Here is a 22,762-nt window from a genome sequence, read left to right on the forward strand (position 1 = left end):
CCCGGCTCCGAATCTGACGGGCGTTTATAGCGCTTAAAAAAGAAACCCCGACCACATGTACTGTGGCCGGGGTTTCTCTTGCAGCGACTGCAGTCAGCGCTGGCGGCGGCGCCGCTGCATCCAGACGATCAGCCCGAACAGCAGGAAGCCCGGAATCCACATGAATTCCTTCGGCCAGCGATCGGTCGGCGCGCGTACGCGCAGGATCTGCTGGTCGAACTCCAGGCCTGCTTCGGCGGCCGGGCTGCCGAAGGTGACGCTATCGATCAGCACCTTGCCATCGTCCTTGTAAGTCATCAGGCCGATCTTCTCGAGCTTTTCCTCACCGCTTTCGCCGTCAGGGATTGCCAGCAGCACGACGAACTCGCGCGGGTCGCCCACGTCATCCTCACCCAGCACGCGCAGGCGCAGCTGACTGTCTTCTTCCACCCGTTCCAGCGTCTCGACCAGCGCGGCTGGCTCGATGTCGCGATAGGGGTCGTGGATGATGTCCATCCAGAATCCCGGGCGGAACAGGGTGAAGGCCACCAGCAGCAGCAACAGGCTTTCATACCAGCGGCTGCGCACCAGGAAGTAACCCTGGGTGCCGGCGGCGAAGATCAGCATGGCGATGGTCGCCACGACAAAGATCAGCACGCCGTGCCAGAAGTCCACGTCGATCAGCAGCAGGTCGGTGTTGAAGATGAATAGGAACGGTAGCGCCGCCGTGCGCAGGCTGTAGTAGAAAGCGGTGATACCGGTCTTGATCGGGTCGCCCTTGGACACCGCCGCGGCAGCGAACGATGCCAGGCCCACCGGTGGCGTGACGTCGGCCATGATGCCGAAGTAGAAGACGAACAGGTGCACCGCGATCAGCGGCACGATCAGACCATTCTGCTGCCCCAGCGCCACGATCACCGGCGCCAGCAGGCTGGACACCACGATGTAGTTGGCGGTGGTCGGCAGGCCCATGCCGAGGATCAGGCTGAGGAAGGCCGTGAGCAACAGCATCAGCAGCAGGTTGCCCATCGACAGCAGCTCGACCAGGTCGGCCAGCACCAGGCCGACGCCGGTCTGCGATACCGCGCCGACGATGATGCCCGCCGCCGCTGTGGCGATACCGATGCCGATCATGTTGCGCGCACCGGCGATCAGGCCCTCGCGCAGATCGACGACGCCATCCATGAAGGTGCCGTGCTCGTGGGTGCCGTCCTTGCGCAGCATCGACAGCAGCGGCCGCTGCGTGAGCAGGATGATCACCAGCATCACCGAGCCCCAGAATGCCGACAGGCCGGGCGACAGCCGCTCGATCATCAGGCACCAGACCAGCACCACCACCGGCAGCAGAAAGTGCAGGCCGGAGAGCAGCACCGGACGCGTCTCGGGCAGCTGCTCTAGCGGAGCGTCAGGGTCTTCATGGGGCAGTGGCGGGTTGCTTGCGGCAATCTTCAGCAGGCCCAGATAGACCAATGCCAGTAACGCGCCGATGACCCAAAGCGCGGAATCGCCAAGTGCCGGTTTCAGCCAGCCAAGACCGTAATAGACGCCCAGCGACAGGCCGGAAATCAGCGCCGCGCCGAAGGCGAAACCAATCAGACGCTGCATCCACGGCTTGGCGACGTTGGCCCGCGGCAATGCGGTGAGGCCGAGTTTGAGTGACTCGAGATGGACGATGTAGACCAGCGCGATATAGGAGATCAGCGCGGGAAGGAACGCGTGTTTGATCACCTCGACATAGGGGATGCCGACGTATTCGACCATCAGGAATGCCGCGGCGCCCATCACCGGCGGCATGATCTGGCCGTTCACCGATGAGGCGACTTCCACCGCGCCGGCCTTCTCGGCCGAGAAACCGGTGCGCTTCATCATCGGGATGGTGAAGGTACCGGTGGTCACCACATTGGCGATCGACGAGCCGGAAATCAGGCCGGTCATACCGGAGGCCACGACCGCGGCCTTGGCCGGACCGCCGCGGAAATGCCCGAGCATGCTGAACGCCAGCTGGATGAAATAGTGGCCAGCGCCGGCACGTTCGAGCAGTGCGCCGAACAGTACGAAAAGAAAGACGAAACTGGTGGAAACCCCCAAAGCGATACCGAACACGCCTTCGGTGGTGATCCACTGGTGATTGGCCAAGGCGGTGAAGCTCACCCCGCGATGGGCCAGCAGGCCGGGCATCCAGGGGCCGGCGACGCTATAGACGAGGAACACCAGGGCAATGATCGCCAGTGGCGGGCCGAGTGCGCGGCGCGTGGCTTCCAGCAGTAGCGGAATGCCGAGGCAGGCCGTGATCAGGTCCATGGTGGTCAGGTTGCCGGGGCGCTGCGCCAGTTGTTCGTAAACGATGAACAGGTAGGCGGCGGTGGAGGCAGCGATCAGCCCCAGGGCGATGTCGAACAGCGGTACGCGGTCCCTGGGCGATCTCTTGAAGGCCGGGTAGGCCAGAAATGCCAGCAGCAGCGCGAACGCCAGGTGGATCGAGCGGGTCTCGGTGTCGTTCAGCACGCCGAACCCGAGTACGAAGGGCAGCGGCGAGGCGATCCACAGCTGGAACAGCGACCAGAGCAGCGCCAGCCCGGCGATGACCGCGGCCATCGGGCCTTCGGGCAAGCGCGCACCGACATCCTGGGCGATCAGTTCCTCGGTGGACAGTTGTTTGTCTTGCATGAATTGAGGCCTGTTTTTTCAGGTAACGGAACCGCGAAAACCCGTGGCCATGGGGCGCACGGGTTTTCGGCTAAGGCATCGACGTCAGGGCCGCATCCGCGACGCGGCCCCGCTGAGCCTTACAACCAGCCGCGTTCCTTGTAGTAACGCTCGGCGCCTTCATGCAGCGGCGCGCTCAGGCCGACTTCGATCATCTCTTCCGGCTTGAGATCCTTGAATGCCGGGTGCAGGCGCTGGAAGCGCTCGATGTTCTCGAACACCGACTTCACCAGCTGGTAGACCACTTCGGCATCGACCTTGGCAGTAGTGGACAGCACGGCCTTGCCACCGATGGACTGCGTCGGCTGGTCGTTGCCCTTGTACAGGCCCCCGGGGATCTCAGCCTTGGTGTAGTAGCTCTTGGCAGCCAGCAGCTTGTCGATTTCCGGGCCGGTGATCGGCACCAGAACTGCATCGACGGTGGTGGTGGCTTCCTGGATGGCGCCATTCGGATGACCGACGAAGTAGGTCATGGCGTCGATGTTGTTGTCGCCCAGAGCGCTGGCCTGTTCGGCCGGCTTCAGTTCGGCGGCGAGGGAGAAGGCCGACTTGTCCCAGCCCTTTTCCTTCATGATTTCTTCGAGGGTGTCGCGCTGGCCAGAACCGGGGTTGCCGATGTTGACGCGCTTGCCCTTCAGATCATCCAGGCCCTTGATATTGGCGTCGCGACGAGCCAGCACGGTGAAGACTTCGCTCTGCAGCGAGAAGACGGCACGGATGTCGTCCATCTTGCCTTCTTTCTCGAACGGCGCCACGCCTTCCATCGCCTTGTACTGATGGTCCGACTGCATGATGCCGAAGTTGAACTCGCCACTGCGCAGGCCGTTGACGTTGGCCACGCCGCCGCCGCTCGCCGGCGCGTTGCACTTGATGTTTTCCGCGTTGCGGTTGACGAAGCGGCAGATCGATTGCCCGGCAACGTAATAAACGCCGGTCTGGCCGCCCGTGCCGATGGTGACGAACTTCTCTTGCGCCTGTGCCACTGCGCTCAGGCCGGTTCCCGCCAGAGCAGCGGTAAAGATCCATGCCAAGGATTTGCCTTTCATGGATGCACTCCTTTTTGGTTGTTTTCGGATTCCCGGCATCCCTTGTGAGTCTGCGCGGAACTTGAGTCTAGCAGGCGACCGCGTTGGTAACAGCCTGCGGACCTGCCATGTCGATCCGGGCAAGCGTTGCGCCCCAATGCTAGGACCGGATGACGACAGAAGGGTTGCGCGAGCGGCGCCATATTTTTATGTACGAATGCTGTACCGCATGTATTATCTGTACAGCTTTAGTGGCCTACTGCCATGCCTGTTGTAAAAGCCGACCGGCGGAGTAGGACTTCAGTCGCATTGCTAGTCGAGATCAATGATATCAATCTGACATCAGTCTCCAGGCGAGGAGACTTGCTGATCGGACAGGACCACGGGCCTGCCGACTGAAGCGCCATCAGGGGTCATCCAGTGAGGTGGATCAATGCTGGCGCTTTTTTCGTGCCCGTCTTCGGCGCTACAAAACCGATACAAACGACCCGCTGGGCCGTCAGCAGCAAGGAGCGATCACCGCAGGGTGGCGATATTGGCAGGGAGTGCACGAGGTACCGAAAAGGTGCATCGACCGAGACGTCCGTGGCGGAGAAGAACAACACGCTTTGCCTTGTTCACGAGACCACCAATGCGCATGAACCTGCCGGTCACTGGCCGCGACGTTTCCATCAGCGACACCGCCAATATTCTCTCCACCACGGATCTCAACGGTGACATCACCTATGTGAATCCGGACTTCATCAAGATCAGCGGCTTCGAGGAAAGCGAGCTGCTTGGTCAGCACCACAACATCGTCCGCCATCCGGACATGCCCACCGAGGCCTTCGCCGACCTGTGGTCGAGCGTACGGGGCGGCAGCTCATGGATGGGTATGGTGAAGAACCGCTGCAAGAACGGCGATCACTACTGGGTCAGCGCGTTCGTCACGCCGATCAGCCGCAACGGTCGGGTCGTCGAATACCAATCGGTACGCACCAAGCCCGCGCCGGCTCAGATCGCAGCCGCCGAGCAGCTGTACGCGCAGTTGCGCAACAAGCGTCCGCCGCCTGCGCTGCGCCGTGCACCGCTGAGCGCCCGCAGTCGCGTCGCGCTTCTGGCGGCGCTGGGTGCCGCGCCGTGCGTGGTCGGCGCGCTGCTGGCTGGAGCGGGTCTGATCGCTGCGCTGGCCACCGCCGCTGCCGCCGTGCTGGGCGCAGGTGCAATGGCCTATGTCGCGCTGGCACCGCTGCAGCGCCTCGCCGAGCAGGCACGCAGGGTCGGTGACAACCCGGTGGGGCAGCTCTATGCCGGCCGGCGTGATGAATTCGGCCAGATCGCCTTTGCCATGAAGATGCTGGAAACCGAGGCCGGCGCCATGGTCGGCCGTATCGGCGATGCCTCGCGTCAACTCAGCCAGCATGCCCACGAACTGCTCGGTGCGATGGACAGCAGCACGCAGAGCGCTGCACGCCAGCAAAGCGAAACCGATCAGGTCGCCACGGCGATCAACCAGATGGCGGTCAGCGTGCAGGAAGTGGCAAGCAACGCCCAGCGCACCGCCGAGGCAGCCAGCCGCGCGGACAGCGAAGCGGCGACCGGCACCGAGGTGGTCAACCGCACTGGGGCGGCCATCGGCCGACTGGCACAGGACATCCAGCAGGCCGGTGACGTGATCCATGAGCTGGAGGCGCACAGCAATGACATCACCAAGGTGCTAGACGTCATTCGCGGCATCGCCGAGCAGACCAACCTGCTGGCGTTGAACGCGGCCATCGAGGCGGCGCGGGCCGGCGAGCAAGGCCGTGGCTTTGCCGTGGTCGCCGATGAAGTACGCAGCCTGGCATCGCGGACCCAGCAGTCGACCCAGGAGATCAACAGCATGATCGGCGCGCTGCAGGGCGGGGCACGGCAGGCGGTGGAGGTCATGCAGCGCAGCCGCGAGCAGGCCATGCAGAGCGTCGAACATGCGGCCCAGGCGGCGCGCTCGCTGCAGGGCATCAACAGCCGGGTCAACGAGATCAGCGCGATGAGTATGCAGATCGCCGCGGCCGTCGAGCAGCAGAGCAGCGTCAGCGAGAACATCAACCAGAACATCGTCAGCATCCGCGGTGGCTCCGACCAGTATGTGGAGAGCGGCCTGCGCAGCCGGCAGAGCGCGTCGGGCGTCGCCGATCTGGCCAGCAGCATGGAGATGCTGGTGCAGCAGTTCTGGACCCGGCGGCGTGGCTGAGGGCTGTCGGTGAACCGCAATGGTGCGCGCCGCAGAGGGCGCGGTGCATTGCCCGCGCCGTCTGCGGCGGGCTTGTTACGTGGCTCGCGTAGAGGCAAAATGCCACTAGTTTCGCATGCTGCGAAAGCTGCTTTACCGCTCAGGACAATCGGGCCTGATAGCTAAGGCGCCAGCCGTGACATTCCCTTTGGGGGTGCACCACGGCTGGCGCCTTTTTTTTGGGCTCGCGTCCTGCTGCAAGGCGCGCCCTGACTGAGATCGGCACTCAACCTGCATGTGCTAGCACGAAAAGATGAATCAATGCTGACCGAAGAGACGCTGCGCACTGCGCTGGAAGAAACCATTCAGGTACTAGAACGCACGCGACGCTCGTTCAAATCGCGCGAGCTCGGCCAGCTGCGCCGGCGCCTGATCGACCTGCTCGAGCAGCTGGAAACCGATATGGGAGAGAAGGACGAACGCTGATCGCCAAACCGTAACCGGCCCCCTGTACAAGGATGTCCGCCGCATCCATGCGAGCGCTGCCAACAGAAGCAGCGCCGAACCTGCCTCGCGTACTCAGACCCCATTTCCAAGGAAGATCTGTTTATGCGCACCAACCTTCCCGTCAGCGGCCGCGAAATCACGGTCGGCGAGACGGCGAACATCCTGTCCACCACCGATCTGAACGGCACCATCACTTACGCCAATCCGGATTTCGTGGCGATTTCCGGCTTCAGCGAAGACGAGCTGCTCGGTGAGCCGCACAACCTCGTGCGCCACCCCGACATGCCCGAGGCCGCCTTTGCCGACCTCTGGCAAACGCTGCAGGCGAACAGGTCGTGGATGGGCATCGTCAAGAACCGCTGCAAGAACGGCGATCACTACTGGGTCAGCGCGTTCGCCACACCCGTCGGCCGCGACGGCAAGGTCGTCGAATACCAGTCGGTGCGGACCCGCGCGCAGCCCGAACAGATTCGCGCCGCCGAGGCGCTTTACGCACGCCTGCGCGAGGGCCGTGCCGCAGGCGCACTGCGCGCTTCGCGGCTCGGGTTGCGTGGCCGGGTAGCGCTGCTGGCTGGCCTCGGCAGTGCCGCAGGCGCGGCGCTCGGCGCGTTGCTGCTCGGTGCGCCGCTGGCCGCCGGTGCCGCCGCGGCCGTGCTAGGCGGTGCGGTGGCCACTGGCTTGGCGGCGCTGGCACTCGCGCCGCTGACGCAGCTGGCGCAACAGGCGCGGCGCATCGGCCACAACCCGGTAAGCCAGCTGATCTACACCGGACGCCGTGACGAGATCGGCGAGATCGCCTTTGCCATGAAGATGCTGGAAACCGAAGCCGGCGCCATGGTCGGGCGCATCGCCGACTGCAGCCGCCAGCTCAGCAGCCACGCCCGCGACCTGCTCGGTGCCATGCATGGCAGTACCGAAAGCGCCTCGCGCCAGCAGCAGGAAACCGATCTGATCGCCACGGCGATTCGGCAGATGACCGCCAGCGTGCAGGAAGTCGCCCTCAACGCGCAGCGCACGGCCGAGGTGGCGGCCCGCGCGGACAGCGAAGCGGCCAGCGGCCGAGAGATCGTCGGCCTCACCGGCAGTAGCATCACGCGGCTGGCCGGTGACATCCAGCAGGCCGCCGAAGTCATTCATCAGCTCGAAAGCCACAGCCAGGAAATCAGCCGCGTGCTCGAGGTGATTCACAGCATTGCCGAGCAGACCAACCTGCTCGCGCTCAATGCAGCCATCGAAGCGGCGCGTGCCGGCGATCAGGGCCGCGGTTTCGCTGTGGTGGCTGACGAGGTGCGTCAGCTGGCATCGCGCACATCCAGCGCGACCACCGATATCCAGAGCATGATCGGCTCGCTGCAGGCCGGTGCGCGCCAGGCCGTGGACGTCATGCAGCGTAGCCGCGAGCAGGCGCAGCACAGCGTCAGCCATGCCGACCAGGCCGAACATTCGCTCGGCGGCATCAACAGCCGGGTCAACGAGATCAGCGCCATGAGCAGCCAGATTGCCGCAGCGGTGGATCAACAAAGCTCGGCCAGCGAGGAGATCACCCAGAGCATCGTCAGCATCCGCGGCAGCTCGGACAATCACGTTGCCACCGGTCTGCACAGCCAGCGCAGCGCCTGCGGCGTCGCCCAGTTGGCCGATGGCATGCTCGAGCTGGTGCAACAGTTCTGGGCGCGGCGGCGGGCGTGATTGCAGCAGTCTGTCGCTTGCACGGGACAGACTGATATCAGGGTGGCATCATGCACTCGTCGGCGCTTATTAAATGACGCCGGTTGGCTGGCACTTCGCTGGCCATTGCCGCGCCGACGAGGCATTTCCACATGATGCGCGCCTTACTGCTGATGGTCGCCTGCCTGACGTTGCTGCCCTGGACCGGCAACGCGATGGCGGCTGAGCCATCGCCGGTGCTGCAGACAAGGGGGGCGGCGACGCTGCAGGTCGGCGCAGTGGAATACCTGCTGGGCAGGCCGGACGCGGATTTCACCCAGATCGCCGCAGCCGATCTGCCCTGGCAGCGGCTGAACAAACCCAACCTTGGCAAACAGCGCGACGGTGCCTGGCTGCGCCTCCGGCTGCATAACACGGGCGACGCCGCGAAGCGCTGGTACCTGCTGCTGAAATGGCCGGTGCTCGACCGCGTCGCGGTGCGCCTGTATTACCCGGACAGCGACCGCTGGGGTCAATCCATGCTGGCCGGGGATGCCGTGGCACTGAGCAGCCGACCGCTGGCCGACCATCACTTCGTCTATCCACTCGAGCTGCCGGCGGGCGAGCGAGCGGTGGTCTATCTGCAGCTGCAGGCCAGGGAAACCCTCGCCCTGCCGCTGGAGCTGATCGACGAAAAGCAGCTGATCCAGGGCAAGCTTCGCGACGTCACGCTGGTCAGTCTGTTCTTCGGCGGCATCCTGGTGATCGTGCTGTACAACTGCAGCCTGCTGATCTTCACCCGCGACGGCAGCTACTTCCTCTACGTGCTTTACCTGCTCAGCGCGGTGTTCTACGTGCTGACCATTACCGGCTTCGGCCAGCTCTACCTCTGGCCGGAAATCCCCGAGCTGTCGGCACGCTTCTACGGCCTTTCCGCGGCGCTGTGCTTCTTCACGCCGATGCTGTTCGCCCTGCGCTTTCTCGGCATACGCCGCTATGGCGGCTGGGTCTGGGCGGTGTCCGTCAGCCTGACCGGCTACTGGGGTGTGGCGGTGCTCATGCTGCTGCTGGCACCAACCCTGGCGCGCTATCTGTTCATGGACAGTGTCGCGCTGCTGCACTGCGTCGTGACCATGGCCGTGACGCTCAACCTGTGGATGCGCGGCAATCCGTCCGCGCGGCTGTTCAGCATCGCCTGGAGCACCTTGCTCGGCTTCACCGTGGGTCAACCTGCTGGCGCTCAACGGCACCTTGCCACTCAACGCCTGGACGCTGAATGGCCAGCTGATCGGCATGTTCGCCGAGTTCGTGCTGCTATCCATGGCGCTGGCCGAGCGCATCAACGTCGAGCGCAACCGGCGCATCGCCGCGCAGCAACTGGCATTGCACGCCTCGGAATCGCTGGCCGAGGAGCGCGCACTGCGCTTGCAGGCCAAGCAGGAGGCGCTGGATCTGCAACTGCGCGCCAACGAGGTGCTTGAAGCGCGGGTGTACGAACGCACCCGTGCGCTGGAAGAAGTCCGCCACGGCCTGGAAGCCGCGAATGCCGAACTGATGCGCTTGAGCACCACCGATTCGCTGACCCAGCTGGCCAACCGCCGGCGTTTCGATCGTCTGCTGGACGAGGAAATCCGCCGCGCGCGGCGCGCCGGCAGCCCACTGTCGGTGTTACTCGCCGATATCGATCACTTCAAGCGGGTCAACGACAGCTACGGCCACCCCTTCGGTGACGAGTGCCTGCGCCAGGTCGCGGCAGTGCTCGCCGCGCACTGCCAGCGCGCCGGCGACGTCGCGGCGCGCTATGGCGGTGAGGAGTTCGTCGTCCTCCTGCCGGGGCTCGACGCCGAACAGGCCGTCGCCCTGGCGGAATCGATCCGCTGCACGATCGCGCACCTGCAGCTGCAGCATGGCGAACAGCCGGTGGCGCTGACCATCAGCCTTGGCGTCGCCACGCTGACCCCCTCGCTCGCCGCGCCGGCCGATCTGCTGGCGGCGGCGGATGCGGCGCTCTATCAGGCCAAGAACGCTGGTCGCGACCAGGTGGTTCTGGCCGCTGAGGTGAATGCTGGCGAGCAGACTCCGGCCCTCAACGCTTGAGCGGTATGAAACGGTCCTGCGCGAGGTCCGCGCGGCTCGCTGGCATGCCCTGAAAAAGGGACCGCCCGCTGCGCGCCTAAATACAAAAAGTTACATACAATGACCCGCTTCAGGCTCCGATCGCACGGCGGGGCCGCGCCGATACCACCACGTCCTTCCGAAGCGCTTCCGGCTCGATTCCGGCGGCGCTACCGGCCATGAGAAATCGATGCCGTTCAATGCACTGCTGATCCTGTGCTTCATGCTCTTGCTTGGTGCCGCGCCGGGCCGGGCTGTGGCCGAAGACAGCCTGATGATCGAAAGCCGGCACGCTCCCGGGCTGCAGGTTGGCCAACCGGAGTACGCGCTTGGCCGGCTGGAGGCTGGCTTCGACCAGGCACGCAGCGACGACCGGGGCTGGCAGCCGCTGCAGGTACCCAATCTGCTCCGCCAGCCAGCAGGCGCATGGCTACGATTCCCGGTGCATAACCTCCAAGCAAACGCCAGCAGCTGGTATCTGTTGCTCAAGTGGCCCGTGCTCGACCGCGTTACGCTGCGTGTCTACTACCCGCGGCAGGACCGATGGGGTGAGCCCATGGTCGCTGGCGATACGCTGGCGGTCAGTCAGCGGCCGGTGGTCGATCACAACCTGGTCTTCCCGCTGAACCTGCAGCCCGGCGAGCAGGCGGTGGTCTATCTGCAGCTGGAGGCCAGCGAGCTGATGGTGCTGCCGCTGGAGCTGGTCGACGAGAAGAGCTTCATCGAGGGCAAGGTGCTCGATACGGCGCTGTTCAGCCTGTTCTTCGGCGGCATGATCGTCATCGTGCTGTACAACCTGAGCCTGCTGATTTTCACCCGCGACCTCAGCTATCTGCTGTACGTGCTGTATCTGCTCAGCGCAATGTTCTACGTCGGCACCATGAGCGGCTTCGGCCAGCTGGTGTTGTGGCCCGGCGCACCGCCGTTCTCGGCGCGCTTCTACACGCTGTCGGCAACCCTGTGTTTCCTTACTCCACTGCTTTTCGTCGTACGCTTTCTGCAGGTTCGCCAGTACGGCGGCTGGGTCTGGCACATCACCTGGGTGCTGGGCTGCTACTGGATCACGGTGCTGTTGGCGGTGCTGCTGATTCCGGAGCATGCACACTGGCTGTTCATGGAATACGTGGCGCTGCCCTACTGCCTGATCAGCCTGGCGGTGACGCTCACGTTGTGGGCCCGTGGCAACGTATCGGCGCGGCTGTTCAGCATCGCCTGGATAACGCTGCTGGGTTTCACCGTCATTCACCTTCTGGCGCTGTGGGGCTACATGCCACTCAATCGCCTGACGCTGCATGGCCAGCTGGTAGGCATGTTCATCGAGTTCGTGCTGCTATCGATGGCGCTTGCCGAACGGATCAACCTGGAGCGCAATCAGCGCATCGCCGCCCAGCAGCTGGCGCTGGAGGCATCGCGCAGCCTGGCCGACGAACGCGAGCAGCACCTGCAGGCCAAGCAACAGGCACTGCTGATCCAACAGCGTGCCAATGAAGAGCTGGAAACGCGCGTAGTGGCGCGCACCAAGGCGCTCGAGGAAGTCCGTCACGGTCTCGAGCTGGCGAATGCCGAGCTGCTCAGACTGAGCTCCACCGATCCGTTGACGCACCTCGCCAATCGCCGCCACTTCGATCAGCTACTCGAAGACGAGGTCCGTCGCGGACGCCGCAACGGCACGCCGTTGACCGTCCTGCTGGGCGACATCGATCACTTCAAGCGAGTCAACGACAGCTACGGCCATCCGTTCGGCGACGAGTGCCTGCGCCGGGTAGCGGCGGTACTCCAGCAGCATTGCCAGCGAGCCGGTGATCTCGCGGCGCGTTACGGTGGTGAGGAGTTCGTCATCACGCTGCCGGCAACCGGCGGGCCGCAGGCGGTGCTGCTGGCCGAGCGGATGCGGCGGGATGTCGAGCGGCTTGAGCTCGACTGCGATGGCGAGCGCATCAGCCTGACCATCAGCTTTGGCGTGGCTACGCTCGATCCGCAAGCCACGGCGGCGCCGCTGGAGTTGCTCAGTGCAGCAGACCGTGCGCTCTATGAGGCCAAGCGCAGCGGCCGCAATTGCGTGGTCGAGGCCGCCGACCTCGGACCGGATGGCGCGACCGTGTTTGCCTGAGGCGCGGCCGCCTTTCAGCTCTCGGCCGGTACGAAACGCACCCGCACCAGCAGGCCGCCGAGAGCGTCCTGATCCAGGCTGATCTCGGCGCGATGGGCGCGGACGATTTCGCCGACGATGGCCAGCCCGAGGCCGGCACCATGGCCGCCGGTGTCGCGGCGGTAGAAGCGCGCAAAGACGCGATCGCGCTCGGCGGCCGGAATACCCGGGCCGTCGTCCTCCACCTCCAGCACGGCGCCGTCGAGCACGCGCAGCACCACGTTGCCGCCGTCGCCGGTATGCGCCAGCGCGTTGTCCAGCAGGTTGCTCAGCAGTTCGCTGATCAGCGTCGGCTCGCCGTCGATCCATACCGGTGCCTCGGCCTCCAGCGCCAGGGCGACGCCGCGCTTGTGCGCCAGCGCGGCCATCGCCAGGCCCAGCTCGCGGGCCAGCTGCGACAGGTCCAGGCGCTGAGCGCCGCCTTCGGCGATGGATTGCGCGCCGCTTTCGATGCGCGCCAGCGAGAGCAGCTGGTTGGCCAAATGGATGACCTTGTCGGTGCTCTGTCCGGCGTCTTCCAGGGTGCTGCGCCAGACCGCCGGTTCGGCTTCGCGCAGGCCCAGCTCGATCCGCGCCTTGAGCGCCGCCAGCGGCGTGCGCAACTCGTGGGAGGCATCGGCGATGAAGCGCGCCTGGCGTTCGAACTGCCCGCGCAGGCGCTCGGTGAACCCGTTGAGCGCCGCCACCAGCGGCCTCAGCTCGCGCTGTACATGGATCAGCGGCAGCGGCCGCAGGTCATCCGGTGCGCGTTCCTGCACCGCCTCGCTGAGCTGCCCCAGCGGTCGCAATGCAGCGCTGACCGCCAGCCACACCAGCACCAGCGCGGCAACCGCCAGCAGGCCGACGCGCCACAGGGTGTCGGTCAGCAGGCTGCGCGCCATGCGCTCGCGGGCGCCGAGGGTTTCGGCCACGCGGATCTCGGCGATGCCGTTGAGCTCCGGTTCGCTGACCGGCTGCAGCAGGCTGACCAGGCGCACGCCCTGGCCCTGGAACTCGCCGTCGTAGAAGCGCGCCAGCGCCGGGTAGTCGTCGGTGCGCGGGACGTCGGCAGCGGGCGCCGGCAGGTTCTCGTAGCCGCTGACCAGGCGCCCCTGGATGTCCAGTACCCCGTAGTAGATGCGCCCGGCGCTGTCGTAGGCGAAGGTGTCCAGCGCCACGTAGGGCACGTTGGCGCGCAGCACGCCTTCATGGGTGACCAGTCCATCGGCGATGGCTCGGGCCGAGGCGAGCAGGGTGCGGTCGTAGGCGGTATCGGCGGCGGCGCGGCCGTTCCAGTAGGCGCTCAGGCCGCCAAACAGCAACAGCAGTGCGAGCAGGATCGCCAGCCGCCGCAGCAGCCGCGCGCGCAGGCTGCCGGCGAGCGCTTCCTCAGCCATCGAGCGCCTCGAGCAGGTAGCCGAGGCCGCGGAAGGTGACGATGCGTACCGGCTGGCCCTCGAGCTTCTTGCGCAGACGGTGGATGTAGATCTCGATGGCGTCGGCGCTGGCGTCCTCGTCCAGGCCGAATACCTGGGCGGCCAGCTGATCCTTGCTCATCATCCGACCGGGGCGGGCGATCAGCGCTTCCAGCACGCCCTGCTCGCGGGAGGTCAGCGTCAGAGGCTCGTCGGCCAGGCTGAAGCGCCGCGCATCCAGATCGTAGACCAGCGCGCCGCAACGCTGCTGGCGTTCGCCGCCGCCGACGCTGCGCCGCAGCAGCGCCTTGACCCGTGCTTCCAGCTCGGACAGTTCGAACGGCTTGGCCAGGTAGTCGTCGGCGCCGAGGTTGAGCCCGTGCACGCGATCACTGACCTCGCCGCGGGCGGTGAGCATCAGCACCGGCAGCGTCTTGCCGCGCTCGCGCAGGCGCGCCAGCACCTGAAAGCCGTCGAGCCGTGGCAGGCCGACGTCGAGGATCGCCAGCGCGTAGTCCTCGCTGGCCAGCGCCAGGTCGGCGGCGACGCCATCGTGCAGCAGGTCCACGGTCCAGCCGGCGGCGCGCATTGCCTGCGCCACGCTTTCGGCCAGCTGGGGGTGGTCCTCGACCAGAAGAATTCGCATTGCCTGTCCTCTGCGATGGCGACGGAGCGCCAGTGTAGCGGCAGAACTTTCACGCCGCTGCCGGCTTTCAGCGCTGAAAGGCTGGCGAAAGCTTGACCGCCTAGGATCGCTCGCAGGTGGCTCGAACCACCACGCGCGGCGCATGCGCCGTCACAACAAAAACAATAGTGGAGATACCCGATGCTGACTGCCGTCAGACGTTCACCCGCTCCTGCCCGTCTCGCTTTGGCCGTTGCCGCCGCCTCGCTGGCACCCATGGCCCAGGCCGCATTCATCGAAGACAGCAGCGCGACCCTGCAGACCCACAACATCTACCTGAACCGCGATTTCCGCGAAGGCAGCGGCCAGTCCAAGCGTGAAGAATGGACCCAGGGCTTCATTCTCGACGTCCAGTCGGGCTTCACCGAAGGCACCGTCGGCGTCGGCCTCGATGCCCTGGGCATGCTCGGCGTCAAGCTGGATTCCGGTGGCGGCCGCGCTGGCACCGACCTGCTGCCGGTGCACGACGATGGCAGCACGCCGGACGAGTTCAGCCGCCTGGGCCTGACCGCCAAGGCCAAGATTGCCGAGACCGAACTGCGCTACGGCTCGCACATTCCGGAGACGCCGGTAGTCAAGGCCAGCGACAGCCGCACGCTGCCGCAGGTGTTCGAGGGCGCTACCGTCACCTCCACCGATATCGACGGCCTGACCCTGACCGGCGGCCGCCTGGACAAGGTGATCGACCGCTCCTCGACCAACTCCCAGGACCTGCAGCTGAACAACAAGAACGGCCGCTTCGCCAGCGCCGCCGAGGCCGACCACCTGACCTTCGCCGGTGCCGAATACGCCTTCAACGAGAACCTCACCGGGCGCTACTACTACGGCGAACTGGATGACGTGTATCGCCAGCACTTCTTCGGCCTGCTGGCGAACAAGCCGCTGAGCGACAACTCCGCGCTGAGTGCGGACCTGCGGGTGATGCTCAGCGACGACACCGGCGCGGCGAATGCCGGCAAGATCGATAACCAGGCCTGGAACGGCATGCTCGGCTACAGCCTGGGCGGGCACAAGGTCAGCGTCGGCTACCAGCAGATGCGCGGCGATACCGGCTACGCCTACATCGACGGCGGTGATCCGTTCCTGGTCAACTTCGTACAGATCAACGACTTCGCCAACGCCGACGAGCGTTCCTGGCAGGCCCGTTACGACTACAACTTCGCCGCCATGGGCATCCCCGGGCTGACCTTCCTGACCCGCTACATCTCCGGCGACAACGCCGAGTACAGCGGCGGCAACAACGGCAGCGAGTGGGAACGCGACTTCGAGTTCAAGTACGTGGTGCAGAGCGGGCCGCTGAAGAACGTCGCGCTGCGCTGGCGCAACGCGATGTACCGCTCCGATTTCGCCCGTGACGCCGACGAGAACCGTCTGATCGTCAGCTACAGCCTGCCGATCTGGTAAACAGAACAAGAACGCGAGGACTACCCGATGAAAACCAGACTCAGCCGTTTCGCCCTGCTGTCGTCCTGCCTGCTGCTCTCGAGCCAGCTGCTGGCCGAACCCAAGCGCCCCGAGTGCATCGCCCCGGCCAAGCCCGGCGGCGGTTTCGACCTGACCTGCAAGCTGGCCCAGAGCGGCCTGAAGGACAGCGGCCTGCTCGAAGCACCGATGCGCGTCACCTATATGCCCGGCGGCGTCGGCGCGGTGGCCTACAACGCGGTGGTCGCCCAGCGTGCGGCGGAAGCCGGCACCATCACCGCCTTCTCCAGCGGCTCGCTGCTCAACCTCGCCCAGGGCAAGTTCGGCCGCTACGACGAGAGCGCCGTGCGCTGGCTCGCCGCGGTCGGCACTGATTACGGCGCCATCTCGGTACGTGCCGACGCGCCCTACCAGAACCTCGACGAGCTGATTGCCGCGGTGAAGAAGGACCCGGGCAGCGTGGTATTCGGCGCCGGCGCCACCATCGGCGGCCAGGACTGGATGCAGACCGCACTGATCGCCCGCGCTGCCGGTGTCGATCCGAAGAAGCTGCGTTACGTCGCCTTCGAGGGCGGCGGCGAAACGCTCACCGCCATGCTCGGCGGCCATGTGCAGGTCACTTCCAGCGGCCTCGGCGAAGTCACCCCGCAGCTCGACGCCGGCAAGATCCGCATCCTCGCCGTGCTGTCCGACGAGCGTCTGCCGGGCAAGCTGGCCGACATTCCTACTGCCAGGGAACAGGGCTACGACATCAGCTGGCCGGTGATCCGCGGCTTCTACATGGGGCTGGAAGTGCCTGACGAGGACTTCAACTGGTGGAAGACCCAGTTCGACACCCTGCTCGCCGACGAGGACTTCGCCAAGCTGCGCGAACAGCGCGACCTGTTCCCGCTGTCGATGACCGGCGATGAGCTGGAGGCCTTCGTCAAGAAGCAGGTGCAGGACTACAAGGCGCTGGCCGGCGAGTTCGGTCTGGTCAAGTAACGCGAACCGGCCCGCGCCCGCGGGTCGTACGGCTGGCCCGGCAGCTGCCGGGTCGCCGAATCCCTGAGGTATCCCGTCATGTACGTACGTGTCTTCGCCGCGGCGTGGCTGCTCGCCTGCGCCGGCCTCGCCCTGCTCGCCTGGGGCTTCGAGGCGCCCTTTGCCTACGACCCGGTCGGGCCGCGCGCCTACCCGCTGCTGTTGCTGTTGCTGATGGCCTGTGGTGCGGCGTGGCTGCTGTTCAAACCGCACGGTGAGCCGACGCCAGCGTTCGATCGTGCCAAGGCGCAGCGCGCCGTGCTGTGCGTGCTGGCCCTGCTGGCCTACGCGCTGCTGTTCGAAACCCTGGGTTTCGTCATCAGCACCGCTCTGGCCGGTTTCGCCCTCGGTCTGCTGTTCAACGGTCGCCTGTGGCCCAGCGTGATCAGCGGTGCGCTGCTTGGCGTGCTGCTCTACGGGCTGTTCGATTACCTGCTGGACGTGCCGCTGCCGCTTGGCCTGCTGCGTCTGCTGGAGAGCTGAAATGGAAACACTGAATTTCTTGATGCAGGGCTTCGATGTCGCCACGCGACCGACCAACCTGCTGGTGGCGCTGTTCGGCGCCTTCGTCGGCACCGTGGTCGGCCTGCTGCCGGGCCTCGGCCCAATCAACGGCGTGGCGCTGCTGCTGCCGCTGGCCTTCGCCCTCGGCCTGCCGCCGGAGACCGCGCTGATCCTGCTCGCCGCGGTGTACCTGGGCTGCGAATACGGTGGCCGCATCTCGGCGATCCTGCTCAACGTGCCGGGTGATGCCGCCGCGGTGATGACCACCCTCGACGGCTACCCGCTGGCGCGCCAGGGCAAGGCGGGTATCGCCCTGTCGCTTTCCGCGGTCAGCTCCTTTATCGGCAGCACCATCGCCACCTGCGGGGTGGTGCTGTTCGCCCCGCTGCTGGCCAAGTGGGCGGTGGCCTTCGGCCCGGCGGAGTACTTCGTGCTGATGATCTTCGCCATCGCCTGTCTCGGCGGCATGGTCGGCGACAAGCCGGTGAAGACTCTGATGGCCGCGCTGATGGGCCTGGCGCTGGCCACCGTCGGTGTCGACTCGACCACCGGCGTCTACCGCTTCACCTTCGGCAGCGTCAGCCTGTCCGACGGCATCCAGTTCGTCATCGTGGTGATCGGCTTCTTCAGCGTCAGCGAGATCCTGCTGATGCTGGAAAAGACCCACAGCGGGCAGAAGGCGGTGAAGGCCAGTGGCCGGCTGCTGTTCAACTTCAAGGAGTTCTGCCTGACCTTCTGGACCATGGTGCGCAGTGCCGTGGCCGGCTTCGTCATCGGCACGCTGCCGGGCGCCGGGGCGACCATCGCCAGCGCCATGACCTACATGAGCGAGAAGCGCATGGCCGGCGACAAGGGCCGCTTTGGTGATGGCGACCTGCGCGGCCTGGCGGCGCCGGAAGCGGCCAACAACGCCTCGGCCTGCGGCTCGCTGATCCCCATGCTGACCCTCGGCGTGCCGGGTTCAGGCACCACCGCGGTGATGATCGGCGCGCTGACGCTGTACAACATCACCCCCGGCCCGCTGCTGTTCGAACAGCAGCCGGACGTGGTCTGGGGCCTGATCGCTTCGCTGTTCATCGGCAACGTGATCTTGCTGGTGATGAACATCCCGCTGGTCGGTCTGTTCTCGCGCATGCTCGCCGTGCCGAACTGGGTGCTGGTGCCGGCGATCACCGTGATCAGCATGGTCGGCGTGTATTCGGTGCACAGCACCACCTTCGACCTGGTGCTGATGGTCGGCCTCGGCGTGTTCGGCTACCTGCTGCGCAAGCTGGACTTCCCGCTGTCGGCGCTGATTCTCGGCTTTGTGCTCGGCGAGATGATGGAAGACAACCTGCGCCGTGCGCTGTCGATCTCCAACGGTGAGCTGGGCATCCTCTGGGGCAGCCCGATCACCCTGGCGCTGTGGGCGCTGACCGTGGCGATGCTCGGCATGCCGGCGCTGCGCTGGTACCTCAAGCGCCGTCGCGGCAACGTGGTCGAGGCGCAGGCCTGACATGCATCGGCGGCTGCCGGCCTGGTGGGCGACCCCGCTGATCGGTGCGCTCGGCGGCTGGCTGGCGACTCTGGCCAACTGGCCGCTGCCGTGGATGATCGGCTCGCTGCTGGCGGTGATCGCCGTGCGCTGCAGTGGCTGGCTGGTGAGCGAGGTGCCGCGCGGCCGTCAGGTCGGGCAATGGATCGTCGCCAGCGCCATCGGCCTGCACTTCACCAGCGAGGTTATGCAGCAGGTGCTGGCGCATCTCGGCGTGATCCTCGCCGGCGCGGTCGGCACATTGCTGCTGGGCCTGATCGGCCTCTTCATCCTGCTGCGCAGCGGCACCGATCGCGCCACTGCGTTCTTTGCCAGCATGCCGGGAGGCGCCAGCGAGATGGTAGTGCTGGCCAACCGGCACCAGGCCGAACCGGCGCGGGTGGCGGCGGCGCACAGCCTGCGCCTGCTGCTGGTGGTACTGATCGTGCCGGCGCTGTTCACCTGGGGCCTGCCGTCGATGGAGGCGCCAGCGCCAGCGCCGGTGAGCTGGCCCTGGTTGGCGCTGCTGCTGCCGGCGGGCGGTCTGCTGGCGCTGCTCTGGCAACGGCTGAACCAGCCCAACCCGTGGATGCTCGGCCCGCTGACCGCCTGCGCGTTGGCCAGTGTGGCGCTCGACCTGCACGTCGGCCTGCCGGGCTGGGCCGGCGCGCTCGGCCAGTGGTTGATCGGCTGCTCACTGGCCTGTCATTTCGACCGGCCGTTCTTTCGCAGTGCGCCGGCGTTCCTGCTGCGCATTCTGCTGTTCACCCTGCTGGCGATGCTGCTCGCTGCCGCACTGGGCGGCGCGCTGGGCTGGATGACCGCGCTGGACGAGGTGTCGCTGATGCTCGGCATGATGCCCGGCGGCATTACCGAGCTGTGCCTTACCGCGGAAGCGCTGCAGCTGTCGGTGGCGCTGGTCACCGCGGTGCAGGTGCTCAGGCTGTTTCTGGTGATGTTTCTCGCCGAGCCGTTGTTTCGCCTCTGGCAACGCCGCGCTTGCTGACCGACGTGGCTCTGGATCAGGCCGGCCGTCCCGGCAGGTGGGGCTCTCCGGATATCACCCCCCGTGGCGCTTCGCCGGCTGTGCGCGCCTTGTTGCCGCCGGGGCCTTCCAGTGCCGGATAGGCGGCGCTGCAGAACAGTGAATTGAGGCGTTTCATGTCGGCAATCAGCTCCAGGTGCGCGGCGCTGGTCTCGATGCTCTCCACCACCTGCTGGTGCAAGCGCTGCACGTGGGAGTGCGCCAGTTCGCGCTCGAGCTTGCGGAACTGGCGTTTCTGCTGCAGCAGCTGGCGGGCGCTATGGGAATCGCCGGAGATGAAGACCGACAACCCCAGCCGCAGGTTGGTACTCAGCTGGGCGTGCAACTGGCCAAGTTCCTCCAGCCCGCTGTCGGAGAAGGAGCGGCGCTTGGACGTCTTCAGGTTCTGCACCTTGCTGACCATATGCTCGATGATGTCACCGGCCTGTTCCAGGTTGATTGCCAGCTCGATGATCTCCGCCCAGCGCCGGCCCTCCTGCTCGGCGAGGTCTTCGCGCGGCATTTGCGCCAGGTAGAGCTTCACACCGCTGTAGAGGGCGTCGACGTCATCGTCCAGGCGGCGAATCTCGTCGCCGGGCTCCGGTCGGTCTTCGCGCAGCACCTCCAGCAGCCGCGCCAACATCAGCTCCACCATGTCGCCGATGCGCAGGGTTTCGCGGACCGCATTGGCCAGCGCCAGGCTCGGCGTATCCAGCGCGGCGGGGTCGAGATGCCGCGGCTGCGCCACGCCGTTGTCCAGCGCACGCTCCGGCAGCAGGTATTCACACAACTGCGCCATCGGCTTAACGGTGGGAAGCAGGATCACACAGCGCAGGCTGTTATAGATCAGGTGAAAGCCGATCACCTGGGTCTGTGCGCTGACACCCAGGGTGTCCATCCAGGCCACCAGCATGCCGAGAAACGGCAGCACGATCAGCCCGGCCAGCTTGTACAGCAGGTTGCCCAGCGCCACGCGGCGCGCCGAAGCCGGCTGCAGGCTGGCGTTGAACCAGGCGAGCAGGCCGCTGCCGATGTTGGCGCCGATCACCAGGCCCAGCGCCACCGGCAGGCTGATCAGGCCGGCACCGGCCAGCGTCGAGGTCAGCAGCACCGCGGCGAGGCTGGAATACGACAGCACGGCGAACAGCGCGCCCACCAGCACCGCGAGCAGGGTGTCGCCGGCCAGCGAGGAGAACAGCACCTGCATGCCGCGCGCCTCGGTGATCGGCTCGGCGGCGTGCACGATCAACTGCAGGGCGAGAATGATCAGGCCGAGGCCGATCAGCACGCGGCCGATCTGGCCGACGCGGGTCTGTTTGCGCGAGAGGAACAGGCAGACGCCGAGCAGCGTCAGCAGCGGCGACAGCCAGGAAAGATCGAGGGTCAGCACGCGGGCCATCAGCGCAGTGCCGACATCCGCGCCGAGCATGATTGCCAGCGCCGTGGGCAGCGCCATCAGACCCTGGGCGACAAAGGAGATGGCCAGCAGCGCGGTGGCATTGCTGCTCTGCACCAGCGCGGTGACGCCGATGCCGGCGCCGAAGGCCAGCGGCGCGTTGCCCATGCTCTGGCCGAGCGCCCGTCGCAGGTGCGAGCCATACACCCGCATGATCCCGGTACGCACGATATGCGTACCCCAGACCAGCAGGGCGATGGACGACAGCAGGTGCAACAGGGTCAGCATCGGTCGGGCTCCTGCCCCGGCGAGCAGCAACGACGAAAGCCTGCGTCACAAGGACGCAGCGCTTTACCGGGGATACTCGATTGACCCTGGCCTGCCGGCCCCGTTCACCGAAACGTCACAAAGCCCGTTTCGCCCGATCCTCAGGGGCGGGTGTAGTAGCCGACACCGAGCAGTACGTCGTCGACCCGCTGGATCAGCGTGTGCTTCTGCTCGACCGCGTTGGTCGCGGGGTTGCGCCAAACGTAGTCGACGCTGCCGGAGCCGTGCTTGCGGGCCAGTTCGATCATCTCCTTGAATAGCGGCTTGCCGGCGGCATCGTTGACGTTGCGCACATCGACACCCACCAGGTTCGGCGAGCTGCCGCTGGCGCGGTAGCGACCGTCATCCAGGCCGATGGCGAAGACGTACTCGTCGTTGAAGACGAAGCCGCCACGCGGGTCGTTGAAGTTACGGAAGGCGGCCTCGGCACCCTTGTCCTTGACCTGCTGCACGGCGCGGTCGAGCAGCGCCTTGGCGTGCTCGGCCGTGGCACGCGGGATGTAATAGCCGACACAGAGCACGTGGTCGCCGATCTTGCGGAACTGGCTGATTTTGTTCTCGACCTTGTTGTCGGCCGGGTTGAGCCACTGGTACTCGACTTCGCCGCTGTCCTGCTTGGCCGACTTGTCGAGGATTTCACGCATAAAGGACTTGCCGGCGGCATCCTTGAGTTCAGCGACGTTCAGCCCCACCAGGCTGGCCGAAGGGCCGCTGCTTGCCTGCATGGTGCCGTCCTCGCCGAGCACGAAGATGTAGTACTGGCCGTGGACGAATTCACCGTTGCGGTCGTTGAAGGCGGCCAGTGCCTGCTCCGGGCCCTTGGCCTGGAAGGTCAGCACGGCCTGGTCGAGCAGGCCGCGGGCCTGGCTGGCGTGGCTGCGCTCCACCGAGCCGAGCGTTCGCTGCTGGGCTGGCTCCTGTGCGTGCAGAAGCAGCGGCACGGCGCCCAGCGTGGCGGATAGGGAAAGGGCGAGCAGCTTCTTGCGGTTCCGGTTCATGAACGACTCCTGACCTGATGGCGGGCGACTAAGCGGCCGCCCCGTATCCCCATGCTAGGCAGCAGCAGCGGAATTGATATTGGTCGAGAGGAGCAAAAGGACAAGGCGAAAGGAGGAGATTCGCCGCGACACGAGTTGTCGCAACCGGGATACAGAC

The 22,762-nt window shown here is 66.0% G+C and carries 15 protein-coding genes and 1 pseudogene; 10 read left to right on the forward strand and 6 right to left on the reverse strand.

What is annotated here, in order from left to right; all coding sequences use genetic code 11:
• Positions 1-93 precede the first annotated feature (93 nt).
• Both CW305_RS20335 and CW305_RS20340 read right to left on the reverse strand, forming a co-directional pair.
• Entirely contained in the window at positions 94-2,646 is a 2,553-nt protein-coding gene (locus tag CW305_RS20335) for a TRAP transporter permease (protein WP_104098795.1), read from the reverse strand.
• A 119-nt stretch (positions 2,647-2,765) separates the two neighbouring features.
• Complete coding sequence (locus CW305_RS20340) at positions 2,766-3,731, reverse strand: TAXI family TRAP transporter solute-binding subunit (protein ID WP_014818672.1); 966 nt, start codon at positions 3,729-3,731, stop codon at positions 2,766-2,768.
• Positions 3,732-4,341: 610 nt separating this feature from the next.
• On the opposite strand from CW305_RS20340, the gene CW305_RS20345 reads away from it, so the two are divergent.
• From CW305_RS20345 to CW305_RS20360, 5 genes and pseudogenes are all read left to right on the forward strand, one after another.
• The gene (locus CW305_RS20345; protein WP_104098796.1) at positions 4,342-5,922 is read left to right on the forward strand and encodes a methyl-accepting chemotaxis protein; all 1,581 of its coding nucleotides are present in this window, start codon (positions 4,342-4,344) and stop codon (positions 5,920-5,922) included.
• A 300-nt stretch (positions 5,923-6,222) separates the two neighbouring features.
• Positions 6,223-6,387: a hypothetical protein gene (locus CW305_RS23535; protein ID WP_179485434.1), complete on the forward strand. Its 165-nt coding sequence runs from the start codon at positions 6,223-6,225 to the stop codon at positions 6,385-6,387.
• A gap of 123 nt (positions 6,388-6,510) precedes the next feature.
• Entirely contained in the window at positions 6,511-8,097 is a 1,587-nt protein-coding gene (locus CW305_RS20350; protein ID WP_104098797.1) for a methyl-accepting chemotaxis protein, read from the forward strand.
• A 131-nt stretch (positions 8,098-8,228) separates the two neighbouring features.
• Positions 8,229-10,152: pseudogene (locus CW305_RS20355) on the forward strand (sensor domain-containing diguanylate cyclase).
• 208 nt (positions 10,153-10,360) lie between these two features.
• Positions 10,361-12,280 carry a sensor domain-containing diguanylate cyclase gene (locus CW305_RS20360; protein WP_245891014.1) on the forward strand — a complete coding sequence of 640 codons (1,920 nt, stop codon included), beginning with the start codon at positions 10,361-10,363 and terminating at the stop codon, positions 12,278-12,280.
• A gap of 14 nt (positions 12,281-12,294) precedes the next feature.
• On the opposite strand, the gene CW305_RS20365 is transcribed toward CW305_RS20360, so the two are convergent.
• Both CW305_RS20365 and CW305_RS20370 read right to left on the reverse strand, forming a co-directional pair.
• Positions 12,295-13,695, reverse strand: a complete 1,401-nt coding sequence (locus tag CW305_RS20365) for a sensor histidine kinase (protein WP_104098798.1) — start codon at positions 13,693-13,695, stop codon at positions 12,295-12,297.
• A complete protein-coding gene (locus CW305_RS20370) occupies positions 13,688-14,359 on the reverse strand; it encodes a response regulator (RefSeq protein WP_104098799.1) in 672 nt (223 codons plus the stop codon). The genes CW305_RS20365 and CW305_RS20370 overlap by 8 nt, the downstream gene beginning before the upstream one ends.
• 180 nt (positions 14,360-14,539) lie before the next feature.
• On the opposite strand from CW305_RS20370, the gene CW305_RS20375 reads away from it, so the two are divergent.
• The 5 genes from CW305_RS20375 to CW305_RS20395 all read left to right on the forward strand — a co-directional run bounded on the left by CW305_RS20375 (position 14,540) and on the right by CW305_RS20395 (position 19,866).
• Positions 14,540-15,802: an OprD family porin gene (locus CW305_RS20375; RefSeq protein ID WP_104098800.1), complete on the forward strand. Its 1,263-nt coding sequence runs from the start codon at positions 14,540-14,542 to the stop codon at positions 15,800-15,802.
• A 27-nt stretch (positions 15,803-15,829) separates the two neighbouring features.
• Positions 15,830-16,804 (forward strand): tripartite tricarboxylate transporter substrate binding protein, encoded by a 975-nt coding sequence (locus tag CW305_RS20380; RefSeq protein WP_104098801.1) that lies wholly within the window; start codon positions 15,830-15,832, stop codon positions 16,802-16,804.
• 78 nt (positions 16,805-16,882) lie between these two features.
• Positions 16,883-17,326 (forward strand): tripartite tricarboxylate transporter TctB family protein, encoded by a 444-nt coding sequence (locus CW305_RS20385; protein ID WP_104098802.1) that lies wholly within the window; start codon positions 16,883-16,885, stop codon positions 17,324-17,326.
• Between the two features lies 1 nt (position 17,327).
• Positions 17,328-18,842 carry a tripartite tricarboxylate transporter permease gene (locus CW305_RS20390; RefSeq protein ID WP_041015074.1) on the forward strand — a complete coding sequence of 505 codons (1,515 nt, stop codon included), beginning with the start codon at positions 17,328-17,330 and terminating at the stop codon, positions 18,840-18,842.
• A 1-nt stretch (position 18,843) separates the two neighbouring features.
• Positions 18,844-19,866: an AbrB family transcriptional regulator gene (locus tag CW305_RS20395; RefSeq protein ID WP_104098803.1), complete on the forward strand. Its 1,023-nt coding sequence runs from the start codon at positions 18,844-18,846 to the stop codon at positions 19,864-19,866.
• Positions 19,867-19,882: 16 nt separating this feature from the next.
• On the opposite strand, the gene CW305_RS20400 is transcribed toward CW305_RS20395, so the two are convergent.
• Positions 19,883-21,568: a Na/Pi cotransporter family protein gene (locus CW305_RS20400; RefSeq protein ID WP_104098804.1), complete on the reverse strand. Its 1,686-nt coding sequence runs from the start codon at positions 21,566-21,568 to the stop codon at positions 19,883-19,885.
• Positions 21,569-21,708: 140 nt separating this feature from the next.
• Complete coding sequence (locus tag CW305_RS20405) at positions 21,709-22,605, reverse strand: cache domain-containing protein (RefSeq protein WP_104098805.1); 897 nt, start codon at positions 22,603-22,605, stop codon at positions 21,709-21,711.
• Between the last annotated feature and the right edge of the window lie 157 nt (positions 22,606-22,762).

The organism is Stutzerimonas kunmingensis (assembly GCF_002929225.1).
Classification (GTDB): Bacteria; Pseudomonadota; Gammaproteobacteria; order Pseudomonadales; family Pseudomonadaceae; genus Stutzerimonas.